This window comes from Nocardiopsis sp. LOL_012 (genome assembly GCF_048060475.1).
Classification (GTDB): domain Bacteria; phylum Actinomycetota; class Actinomycetes; order Streptosporangiales; family Streptosporangiaceae; genus Nocardiopsis.
Window position 1 is genome coordinate 102,973 of record NZ_JBHMIV010000017.1, and the last position, 11,609, is coordinate 114,581.

Genomic DNA, 11,609 nt, shown 5'->3' on the forward strand with positions numbered 1-11,609 from the left:
AACCAGGCGGACGCACACACCCGTCCCACAAGACCCGCACGTTCCGAGCCGTTCCCCTCCGGTCTGTCCCCACCCCGACTTACGATGATCCACGATCACCGCCGTACACCGCGGCACCGCGAACCCGGGCGGAGAGGGAATCCATGCGCAACCGCTATCCCGGCACCTGCACCACCTGTTCGGTCCGTGTCGACGCCGGTGAGGGCGTCGTCCTCAAGGAGACCGGGCGCTGGCGCACCTACTGCACCGACCACGAACCCCGCCCCGTACCGCCCCCGCGCGCGGCACACGCGGGATGGCACACCACCGCCCTGCTCGGGTTCGACTCCGAGACCTCCGCGCGCGACCCCCGCACCGCCTTCCTCGTCTCGGCGGCGCTCGTGGACCGCGACGGGGGCCGACGCACCTGGCTCGTGGATCCCGGACCGCGCGAGATCCCCGCCGACGCGGTGGCCATCCACGGAATCAGCACCGAGCGGGCGCGCGCCGAGGGGCGCCCCGCCGCCGAGTGCCTGGAGGAGATCGCCGAGGCCCTCGCCGCGCACCTGGGGGCCGCACGGGGCCTGGTCGTGTTCAACGCCCCCTACGACCTGAAGGTGCTCGCCCTGGAACTGGAACGGCACGGGCTCGCCTCGCTGGAGGACCGGCTCGGGGGCGAGGTGGCACCGGTCGTAGACCCCCTGGTGATCGACCGCGGCGTCGAGCCCTACCGGAAGGGCAAGCGCAACCTGGGTGCGATGAGCGAGTACTACGGTGTGGCCCTGACCGAGGCCCACACGGCCGCGGCGGACGCCTCCGCGGCACTGGCCGTGGCGGAGGAGATCGGTGCCCGGCACCCGGCGGTGGCGGCACTGGAACTGGCCGAACTGCACAGGAAGCAGGTGGCGTGGGCGCTGGAGTACGCTCGCGGCCGCCAGGAGTGGCTGGACCGGACCAAGCCCGACCACGGCACCGTGGTGGACGGTACTTGGCCCTAGCGGCACCGGGGGCGGTCTACGGCTCCAGGAGCCGTCCCGGCCCCCGACCCGTGTCGAGGTCGGCGACGATCCCCCGGGCGGTCTCCTCGTCCTCGGCCGTGTGCTCGCGTACGAGGCGGACCGCCTCCTCGGTCCGCCCCAGGGCGAGGAGGCCCCGCACCCGCGTCCGCAGGGACGGCGGCAGCTCCCCCGCCCGGCGCTGGGCCGCCACGTAGCCGCCCACCTCCCGGGGCGGGGCGTCCGCCACGTCGGCGGGCGGAGCCGCCGGTCCCGGCCTGAGGCGCTCCTCCAGCGAGGCGACGACGCGCCGCACCGCGTAGGAGCCTCCCCCGATCGCGAGGACAGCGGCTACCAGTAGGAACACCATGAACACTAAGCTCATGGCGCACATCTACCCGCATTCCGCCCATAAGAGACACTCATCCACAGAACGTACAGTAAGCATCCATTGACCGGCAGCGACACGCCGGGCCCCTACGTCAGCACTCGGGTTCGATCTTGCTTCCGATGCAGGGCCTCACCCGCCCGGGACCGGTGCTGGGAGTGAGGTCAACGCTTCCGGGGCTCGGCACAGGCATTGGCCACCCAATTGGCCACCCGACCGGCCCCAAAGCGAAACGCCACCCCGTACCGGGGTGGCGTTCGTGCTGGTCACAGCGGAGCCGCCTGTCGGAATCGAACCGACGACCTATTCATTACGAGTGAATCGCTCTGCCGACTGAGCTAAGGCGGCGCCGCACCGCGTGGAACGCGGCGAAGCGGTGACCAGTCTAGCGCCTCCCCAGGGTGTCTCGCACACGCCGGGCGCACGGCAGCACCGGATTCACGCGCAGGCCATGCCGTCCTCGGGGACCTCCAGGTCGATGAGGTAGGCGTCCACCATCGCGTCGATACACGTGTCGCCCATCCGGTAGCCCGTGTGGCCGTCACCGTCCCGGGTGACCAGGAAGCCCGAGTCCAACTGTTCGGACAGTGCGACCGACCAGGCGTAGGGCGTGGCCGAGTCCCTGGTGGTGCCGAGCACCATGATCGGGTCGGCACCCGCGGCGTCGAGCTCACCGCCGGGGTCCACCGCCTCCTGCGGCCAGTAGGCGCACGCCAGCGCGCCCCAGGCGAGCGGAGGGCCGAAGATCGGTGACTCCTCGGCCGCGTCCTCCGCGGCCTCGGCGTAGGCCCGGATGTCGCGGGGACTGGCCGAGTCCGAGCAGTTCACCGCGATGAGCGCCGCCGTGGAGTTCTCGTACTCCTCGGGGTCGGAGCGCCCGTACAGCTCGTCGCCGAGCAGGACCAGCGCGGTGCCGTCGCCGCTGTCCATCGCCTCGGTCAGCGCACCGCGCACACGCGGCCACCAGGACTCCGAGTACAGGGCGGCGAGCACCCCGAGTTCGGCGCGGGGCCGGTTCACCTCGCGGTCGTCGCGGTGGTTGGCGAGCGGCTCCTCCCCCGTGTCCTCCAGGAAGCCCGTGAGCACCGCGATCCCGTCCTCGACGCTGTCCCCGGGCCTGCCGAGAGGGCAGTCGGTCTGGGTGAGGCAGTCCTCGACGAACGAGCGCAGGGCGGTCTCGAACCCGGTGGCCTGCTGCACGCTGAGCTCCAACTGGCCCTGGCTGGGGTCGACCGCGCCGTCGAGGACGAGGGCGCGCACCCGGCTCGGGAACTGGTCGGCGTACTCCGCACCGATGTGCGTGCCGTAGGAGGCGCCCAGATAGGTGAGCTTCTCGTCCCCGAGCAGCTCGCGCAGCACGTCCATGTCGCGCGCCACGTTCACGGTGCCCACGTGCAGCATGAGCTCCGGATGGTTGGCCCGGCATGCCTCGACGAAGCCCCGGTTGCTCTCCGCCAGCTCCGCCATCCCCTCCTCGGTGACCTCGGTCATGTCGGCGTCGCCGTCGGCGGTGTCCGCCTCCATGCCGAGGTAGTCGTCGAGTTCCCGCGCGTCCAGGCACGTGAGCGGGGTGCTGCGGCCCACGCCGCGCGGGTCGAACCCGACGACGTCGAAGCTCCGGCGCACCTCGGAGCTGACGGTGTAGGCGGCGAGGTCGACGTAGTCGTACCCGGAGCCGCCGGGACCGCCCGGGTTGACCACCAGGGAGCCGATGGGGTCGCTGCCCTCGGCGGGCAGGCGCTTGACCGCGATCTCGATCCGTTCACCGCCCGGGTCACCGTAGTCGAGGGGCACCTCGAAGAGGGCGCATTCGGCCTCCTCCAGCCCCTCCTCACAGGGGCCCCACTCCAGTTCCTGGCCGGTGACGTCGGCCAGCGCATCGACGTCCGCGGCCTGTTCGGACGCCTCCTCCAGCGGTCCGGTACCCCCGGAGGCACAGCCGGACGCCAACAGCACGCCCGCGAGCACGGCCGCCAGTGGCCCTCGTTTCCTGGTCCCCACGCCTGGTCGCCCTCTTCCTGTCCGGCCGACCACGGTCGGCGTGCCGTCGCTGCCGCACCATTGTGCCCTCCCTCACCATCGGGTGGGGCCGGTCCCTCCCGCTAGCCGACCAGGAGTGCCGATGTCATGGCCTCCATGGCGATCTGGGGGTGCACGTTGGCGGCGATGCGCCCGCGGCACTCCATGATCGCGTCGATCCGGCGGAGCGTGGCTTCGGGCGAACCGGAGCGCGCCAGGCGTTCGAGGTCGCCGGAGCGCTCGTCGGTCGACCGCTCCACCCGTGCGCCCAACTGGAGGGTGAGCACGTCCCGGTAGAAGGCGGCGAGGTCGAGCAGCGCCCGGTCGTAGGAGTCGCGCTTGGTCCGGGTGGCGCGGCGCTTCTGCCGCTCCTCCAGTTCCTTGAGCGCCCCCGCCGAACCGCGGACCGCCTTGGCCACGCCCTTGCCCGAGGAGCCCTCGCCGAAGGCCGCCTTCAGCTCGCTCCGTTCCTGTTCGTCGAGGGCGGCGGTGAGGGTCTTGGCCTCCTCCTCCGCGATGGCGTAGAGGCGGGCCGCGGCGACCACGCAGGCGCCGGGGCCGTCGAGCCGGGCCGGGATGGACAGCACCTCCTCCCGACGTCTGCGTGCCTCGGGGTCGGTGGCCAGTTGGCGGGCCCGGTCGATCCGGCCCGCCGCCGCCTTCGCGGCGGCCCGCGCGGCCTGGGGATCGACACCCTCGCGCCGGACCAGCGCATCGACCAGTTCAGGCGTCCCCGGGGTGGCCAGGGTGACCAGGCGGCAGCGGGAGCGGATGGTGACGAGCAGGTCGTCCGGGGTGGGGGTGCACAGCAGCCAGACGGTGCGGGGCGAGGGCTCCTCCACCGCCTTGAGCAAGGCGTTGGAGGCGGCTTCGGTGGCGCGGTCGGCGTCCTCGAACAGGACGACGCGGAACCGCCCACCCGACGGCTTGGACGCGGCGCGCAGCACGAGGTCGCGGGTGTCCTTCACGCCGTAGCTGAGTCCGCTGGGCCGCACGTACAGCACGTCCGGGTGGGTCCCGGCGAGCACCTGGTGGCAGGAGGGGCAGCGCCCGCAACCGCCGTCGGCGCACTGGAGGGCGGCGGCGAACGCGCGGGCCGCCTCCGAGCGCCCCGACCCCGGAGGGCCGGTGAAGAGCCAGGCGTGGGTCATCCCGGTGCCGGGACCGCCCGCCACGAGGTCCGCCGCCCCGGCGACGGCGCGCTGGAACTGGCGCACCGCACTCTGCTGGCCGATGAGGTCGTCGAAGACGGTCACGTGGCTCCCCCGGGACGGGCGTGGATGTACCCGTCCAGGATAGGAGCCGCCGCCGACGCCCGGGCGGTGTCCACAGGGCCGACCCCGGATGAGGACGGCGGTGTCCTTCGTCACCCCGATGGCGTACGGTGCCCGCATCCGATCATGAGAGGAACCGGAGATGGGCGTCACGAGGACACACCTGTCGGTCTCGCTGGACGGGTACGCGGCCGGCCCCGGACAGGATGTCGACCACCCGGTGGGCGTGGGGGGCAAGGCCCTGCACGAGTGGGCCTTCGCGCTGGCGGAGTGGCGCGGAAGCCACGGACTGTCCGGCGGTGAGGAGAACGCCTCCACCGCCGTGCTCCGGGAGGTGGAGGGGAACGTCGGAGCCGTGGTGATGGGCCGGAACATGTTCGGTGGCGGCCCGGGGCCCTGGGACGAGGAGCACCCCTGGACGGGCTGGTGGGGCGAGGAGCCGCCCTTCCACGCCCCCGTGTTCGTCCTCACCCACCATCCCCGGGAGCCGGTGGACATGAAGGGCGGGACCACCTTCCACTTCGTCACGGAGGGCCCGGAGGCCGCCGTGGGGTACGCGCGTGCCGTCGCCGACGGTCAGGACGTGCTGGTGGCCGGCGGAGCCGCCACGGTGCGCGCCTGCTTGAACGCCGGTCTCCTGGACCGGCTCGACCTCCACCTGGTCCCCGTGCTCCTGGGCGCCGGCGAGCGGCTGTTCGACGGCGTCGACGGCGCGGTGCTGGAGCAGGAGCGGGCGGTGGAGGCCCCGGGCGTCACCCACCTGAGGTACCGCGTCCACCGGTGACGGCGGACGCGGCCCGCGTCAGTCGTTCCTGATGACCGGGATCATCCCGGTGACCGCCTCCGAACTGCTGGGGACGGGGTCCGGCAGCAGGGAACGGACCCGGCGCCGGATCTCCCGGCCGACCTTGTCCTGCGGTTCACCGCCGTCGAGTACCAGGTAGCGGTCCGGATCGGTCCTGGCCAGGCTCAGGAAGCCCTGGCGGACCCGCTTGTGGAACTCCAGCGACTCCGCCTCGATGCGGTCGGCGGGGCGGCCCAGGCGGGCGAGGCCGTCCTCGGGCACGACGTCGAGCAGCACGGTGAGGTCGGGGACCACGCCCCGGGTCGACCAGTCGGCGATCCCACGGATCTCCTCGGGGTCCAGGTCCCGGCCCACGCCCTGGTAGGCCAGCATCGAGTCGACGTAGCGGTCACTGATGACCACCGCGCCGCGCCGCAGCGCCGGGAGGATCTCCTGGTCGATGTGGTCGGCCTTGTCGGCCGCGTACAGCAGGACCTCGGCGCGGGGCGTGATGTGGGAGTTCTCCCGGTCCAGGAGCAGGCCGCGCAGGCGCATACCGAGCTTGGTCGCGCCGGGCTGGCGGGTGCCGAGCACCTCGAAGCCCTGGTCGCGCAGCCACACCGTCAGTTCCCTGACCTGTGTGGACTTGCCCGAGCCCTCACCGCCCTCGACGACGATGAACACCCCCGGCGGCCGCTCCTGCCGCTGCTCGTCCTCGTCGGAGAGGTCGACGCCGCGCAGGGCCGCGGAGAGTTCGGGCAGCAGGCCGGGCCCGGAGTCGGACGCGCCCTTGTTCATCTGGCCGTAGCAGACCAGCGCCACGACCACCGCCAGCAGGCCGGAGGCCATGAGGACCACACCGCTGCCGTACAGGTCGTAGGTGAGCGATCCGACCGGGAGGCTGTAGTCGCCGATGAGCCCGGCGGCCAGCGGGGCCAGCGCCGTGGACGCCACGAGGACCACGCGCGCGGCGCCGTGCACGAAGGCGAAGACCCGGCCCCGGTAGGCGTCCTCGACCTCGTGGCCGAGCATCGTCAGCCCGATCACCCAGGCGATCCCGGCACCCGCGCCGAGCACACCGGTGAGCACCGCGGTGAACACCATGTCGGGGACCGCTCCGGCCAGCAGCAGGGCTAGGCCGGAGACGGCCAGGCTCAGGCCGAACAGGCGGCGACGGCTGAACTTCTTGAGGACGCGCGGCCCGGCGAGCATGCCCAGGGCCATACCGGCGAAGACGGCGGCGAAGACGACCGCGAACCCGGCGTTGCCCGCACCCAGGTGCTCGACGTGGATGCGGCTCACACCGACGACCGCGCCCCCGGCGGCGAAGGCGCCGAGCATGCCCAGCACCAGGCCGCGCACGAGCAGGGTCCCACCGAGGTAGCGCCATCCCGTGAAGACCGCGCGGAGGATGCCGCTGTCGGAGGTGTCGTCGGTTTCGACCGGCGACTTGTGCTTGGGGATCGGCAGGCCGACGATGACGATCGCGGCGATGAAGAAGGTGACGCCGTTGAGGTAGAGGGCGACGTCGGCCTCGGGGCTGGCCATGGAGGGCACCAGGGCCCCGAGCACGTTGCTCGCCGAGGCCAGTGCGGCGAAGAGCAGGGCCGCCACGGGCGCGGTGCCGTAGGTGGTCAGCAGACTGAGCTGGTTGGCCTGCTCCAGGAACTTCTTCGGCACCAGGTTGGGGACGGTGGCGTCCTTGGCCGGGGCCCAGAAGAGGGCGACGATCTCGGCCAGGAGGTTGGCGATGAGCAACCACTCCAGCGCGAAACCGGGGAAGCCCAGCCCCACCAGGGGGATGGAGACGTACAGCAGACCGCGCAGGATGTCGCCGATGACCATCGTCCAGCGACGGTCGAGGCGGTCGGCGACCACCCCGGCCAGCGGGCTCAACAGGATCGGCGGGGCGAGCTTGATGACCACGACGCCGCTGACGGCCAGGTACTGCACCATCCGCGACCCGTCGGCGGTGAAGATCGCCGCCAGGGACATCAGGGCCAGCAGGCTCAGCCAGTCACCCAGACTGGAGAGGGAAAGCGAGATCCACAGCCTTCTGAAAGGTGAGATCGCCAGGACGTGGCGCGCCTCGGACGGCGCTCCCAGGGGTGCAGATCTGCTCATAGCGCTCAAGGTTATCCGTGCGGGGGATAGGGCCAGACGGGTCGGCGACCCGCCACATGATTCGGGAGACGGAGCCGAAAGTCACAGACGTTTCACGTGTTCTCCTCCGTCACAGACAGACTAGTACGGAAGATCACCCGCCAACAGGGGGTGCACCGGCCTGTGACCGTTCGTCACCGGAGGACGGTCCGCGGGCCCTCGTCGGACGCGGGGAGGCCCGTGGGGGGCGGCGCCCCCGGGAGACGGCTCAGGAGGTGCCGCCCGAGGAGCCCTTGGCGGTCGAACCGGGGGTGCCGTCCTTCTTCGCGGCGGCGGCCTTCCTGGCCGTCGAGGTCTTCCTGGCCGTGGTCGTCCCCGTCTTCTTCGCGGCGGGCTTCTTGGCAGCGGCCTTCTTGGCCGCGGGCTTCTTGGCCGGAGCCTTCTTCGCGGCGGGCTTCTTCTTCGCCGGAGCCTTGGCACGGCGCTCGGCGAGCAGTTCCGCGGCACGGGCGTCGGTGATCGACTCGACCTCGTCGCCCTTGCGCAGGGAGGCGTTGACCTCCCCGTCCGTGACGTAGGGGCCGAAGCGGCCGTCCTTGATCACCATCAAGGCACCCGATTCGGGGTCCTTGCCGAGTTCGCGCAGGGGGGGCTTGGCCGCGCGCCGGCCACGCTGCTTGGGCTGGGCGAAGAGCGCCTGGGCCTCCTCCAGGGTGACCGTGAAGATCTGCTCCTCGGTCTCCAGCGAGCGGCTGTCGGTGCCCTTCTTCAGGTACGGGCCGAATCGGCCGTTCTGGGAGGTGACCTGCTCACCGTCGAGCTCACCGACCACGCGGGGCAGCGACAGCAGCCGGAGCGCGTCCTCCAGCGTGACGGTGTCCAGGGTCATCGACTTCAGCAGTGAGGCCGTGCGCGGCTTGGCCTTGGCCTTGGACCTGCTCCTGGTCTCACCCTCCTCCGGCTCCTCCAGCACCTCGGTGACGTAGGGGCCGAAGCGGCCGGTCTTGGCGACGACCAGGCGGCCGGTCTCGGGGTCGCTTCCCAGCTCGCGGTCGCCGCTGGGCTGGGCGAACAACTCCTCGGCCTTCTCCACGGTCAGCTCGTCCGGGGCGAGGTCCTCGGGCACGTTGACCCGTGTCCCCTCGCGGTCGAGGTAGGGGCCGTAGCGGCCCACACGCAGGACGATGTCGGTGCCGGGCAGCGGCAGGGAGCTGACCTCCTTGGGGTCGATCTCCGAGAGGTGGTCGCCCGCCACCAGGTTCTTCAGCCCGGTCTCCTCCTCGCCCTGCGGGTCGCGGCCGCCGAAGTAGAAGCGGCGCAGCCACGGCAGGCTCTCGGTCTCGCCGCGGGCGATGTCGTCGAGCACCTCCTCCATACGGGCGGTGAACTCGTAGTCCACCAGGTTCCCGAAGTGGCGCTCCAGCAACTGCACGACGGCGAAGGCCAGGAAGGACGGCACGAGCGCCGTGCCCTTCTTGAACACGTAGCCGCGGTCCAGGATGGTGCCGATGATCGAGGCATAGGTGGAGGGCCGGCCGATCTCGCGCCCCTCCAGCTCCTTGACCAGGGTGGCCTCGGTGTAACGGGCCGGGGGCCGGGTGCTGTGCCCCTCGGCCTCCAGGGAGCGGGGTTTGAGGGGGTCGCCCTCGGCCACGGGGGGCAGGCGGCGCTCGCGGTCGTCCAGGTCGGCGGCCGGGTCGTCCGAACCCTCCACATAGGCCTTGAGGAACCCGTGGAAGGTGATGATCTTGCCGGTGGCGGTGAACTCGGCCCGCTCGCCGTCCGAGGAGGTCCCCTCGATCCGCACCGTGACGGACTCTCCGACTGCGTCCTTCATCTGGGAGGCGACGGTGCGCTTCCAGATGAGCTCGTAGAGGCGGAGCTCGGGGCCGCTCAGCCCGGTCTCGGACGGAACGCGGAACGTGTCGCCCGCCGGGCGGATGGCCTCGTGCGCCTCCTGGGCATTCTTGACCTTGCTGGCGTACACACGCGGCTTGTCGGGCACGTGGTCGGCGCCATACAGCCGGGTGGCCTGCGTGCGCGCCGCGCTCAGGGCGCTCTGCGACAGCGTGGTGCTGTCAGTACGCATGTAGGTGATGTGGCCGTTCTCGTACAGCCGCTGCGCCACCTGCATGGTCTGCTTGGAGGAGAGGCCGAGCTTGCGCGACGCCTCCTGCTGGAGGGTCGTGGTGCGGAACGGGGCGTAGGGGGAGCGGCGGTAGGGCTTGCGCTCCACCGCCGTGACCGCGAAGGCCGCACCCGACAGGCGCTGGGCGAGACCCCTCGCGGTGGCCCCGTCCAGTTGGCGGACGGTGCGGTCGGGGCGGAGCGTGCCCTGTGCGGTGAAGTCGCGGCCGACCGCCACCCGCACCCCGTCCAGGCCCACCAGGGTCGCGGGGAAGGAGGCGGGCTCCTCAGCGCCCGTTCCGGCGGCGTCGAAAACCGCCTTGATGTCCCAGTACTCGGCGGAGGTGAAAGCCATCCGCTCGCGTTCGCGCTCCACCACCAGCCGGGTGGCGACGGACTGGACGCGGCCGGCCGACAGCTTCGGCATGACCTTCTTCCACAGCACGGGGGAGACCTCGTAGCCGTAGAGGCGGTCCAGGATGCGCCGTGTCTCCTGTGCGTTGACCAGTCGCGTGTTCAGATCGCGCGTGTTGTCGGCGGCGCGGCGGATGGCGTCCTTGGTGATCTCGTTGAAGACCATGCGGCGGACGGGGATCTTGGGCTTGAGCTCCTCTCGCAGGTGCCACGCGATGGCCTCGCCCTCGCGGTCCTCATCCGTGGCGAGCAGGAGTTCGTCGGCGTCGGCCATCAGCTCCTTGAGCTTCTTGACGTGTGCCTTCTTGTCGGAGTTGACGACGTAGAGCGGCTCGAAGTCCCCGTCGACGTCCACACCGAGCCGGGCCCAGGCCTGGCCCTTGTACTTGGCCGGGATCTCGGCGGCCCTGGTCGGCATGTCTCGGATGTGACCGATACTGGACTCCACGACGTAGCCGGGGCCCAGATACCCGGCGATGGTCTTCGCCTTGGCGGGCGACTCGACGATGACCAGAGCGGTCCCCGTCCCCTGTCGTCCGCTGTTCTTGGAGCCGTTCTCGCCGGCGCTGCCCTTCGTGGGTGGCACGCTGTTCCCCTACGTCTAGCCCTGTGTGATCTGTCCGGCCGTGGTCCTTCGGTCCTCTGGGAACCGACAGTAACCGAATTCCAGGCCCTCCCCCGTCGATGGCCGGGCGGGACCCGCCCTTCGGGTCCGGAACCGCCGCCATCGGCAACCGCAGAATAAGCGTTACCCGAACCGGCACCGCCCCGCGCCGCCCGCGAGTGGCCACGGGGTCGCTCCCCCATGGTCGCCCACCGCCCTCGGAGAGCACCTGGAACCCGCCCGCACAGTGACTTCTGTCACATTTTTGGAGCGGTGCTCCATGCCCGTCAGAATGCGGCGAGTCCTCCCGGATATTCCCGGGAGGACTCGTGACACGTCCTGAGCAGGCGACCGTCCCGTCGTTCCCGCAGTCCACCGCGATCCATTACGGAACGGGAGTGCACGGGACGGAACGCCTGTCCGGTCGACGTCCGCGGCGCTGACGCGCCTGTCCGTCGGGCCCCTGGGATCCCTCCACCTTCCGGCCCGGTCGTGCTCGGCGTCTCGCAGTCCACCGCGATCCATTACGGAACGAGACACCGGACTCCCGGGGCCGTGGGGCGGATCACCCCGCCGGGCCCTCGGAGGGTCTACAGGGGCAGGCCGCCCAGGCCACCGGTCAGGCCGCCCACCAGGGGCAGTCCGCCGGTCAGACCGCCCAGCGCGTCGCCTGCGGGGGCCGCCTGGCCGGCGGCGGGCAGCGGGGCGACGGCCTCGCGTGCGTCCTGGTCACCGACGTAGCCCTCGCCGGCCTGCGGGACGGTCTCGGTCAGGGTGTAGGGCGCGACCTGGCCGACGGTGTCGGAGACGGGCAGCTCGGGCAGGTCACCGACGACGGGGATGCCCGGCTGCGCGGCCGGGGCGCTCTGGCGGACGATCGCGTCGGAACCGGTGGCGGAGGCGCCCGCCGTGCCCAGCACGG

Annotated in this window: 7 protein-coding genes, 1 tRNA gene and 1 pseudogene; 2 read left to right on the plus strand and 7 right to left on the minus strand. The window is 71.7% G+C overall.

From position 1 onward, the window contains the following. The first annotated feature begins 143 nt into the window (after positions 1–143). Positions 144–977 (plus strand): exonuclease domain-containing protein, encoded by an 834-nt coding sequence (locus ACFHWE_RS13325; RefSeq protein WP_416601617.1) that lies wholly within the window; start codon positions 144–146, stop codon positions 975–977. Positions 978–993: 16 nt separating this feature from the next. On the opposite strand, the gene ACFHWE_RS13330 is transcribed toward ACFHWE_RS13325, so the two are convergent. The 4 genes from ACFHWE_RS13330 to ACFHWE_RS13345 all read right to left on the minus strand — a co-directional run bounded on the left by ACFHWE_RS13330 (position 994) and on the right by ACFHWE_RS13345 (position 4,637). After that, entirely contained in the window at positions 994–1,359 is a 366-nt protein-coding gene (locus ACFHWE_RS13330; RefSeq protein ID WP_416601619.1) for a hypothetical protein, read from the minus strand. 278 nt (positions 1,360–1,637) lie between these two features. Beyond that, positions 1,638–1,710 (minus strand) — tRNA-Thr (locus tag ACFHWE_RS13335). A gap of 90 nt (positions 1,711–1,800) precedes the next feature. Then, positions 1,801–3,363, minus strand: a complete 1,563-nt coding sequence (locus ACFHWE_RS13340; RefSeq protein WP_416601621.1) for an alpha/beta hydrolase — start codon at positions 3,361–3,363, stop codon at positions 1,801–1,803. Positions 3,364–3,464: 101 nt separating this feature from the next. Continuing rightward, positions 3,465–4,637: a DNA polymerase III subunit delta' gene (locus tag ACFHWE_RS13345; protein ID WP_416601622.1), complete on the minus strand. Its 1,173-nt coding sequence runs from the start codon at positions 4,635–4,637 to the stop codon at positions 3,465–3,467. A 160-nt stretch (positions 4,638–4,797) separates the two neighbouring features. Between ACFHWE_RS13345 and ACFHWE_RS13350 the strand changes: the two genes are divergently transcribed. Then, positions 4,798–5,439 (plus strand): dihydrofolate reductase family protein, encoded by a 642-nt coding sequence (locus ACFHWE_RS13350; RefSeq protein WP_416601623.1) that lies wholly within the window; start codon positions 4,798–4,800, stop codon positions 5,437–5,439. Between the two features lie 18 nt (positions 5,440–5,457). Here the strand turns inward: ACFHWE_RS13350 and tmk are convergent, their stop codons facing one another. The 3 genes and pseudogenes from tmk to ACFHWE_RS13365 all read right to left on the minus strand — a co-directional run. Further along, complete coding sequence (gene tmk / locus ACFHWE_RS13355) at positions 5,458–7,563, minus strand: dTMP kinase (protein WP_416601625.1); 2,106 nt, start codon at positions 7,561–7,563, stop codon at positions 5,458–5,460. A gap of 247 nt (positions 7,564–7,810) precedes the next feature. Next, a complete protein-coding gene (gene topA / locus ACFHWE_RS13360; RefSeq protein WP_416601626.1) occupies positions 7,811–10,669 on the minus strand; it encodes a type I DNA topoisomerase in 2,859 nt (952 codons plus the stop codon). A gap of 608 nt (positions 10,670–11,277) precedes the next feature. After that, a pseudogene (locus tag ACFHWE_RS13365) lies at positions 11,278–11,609 on the minus strand (hypothetical protein); the annotation flags it as partial.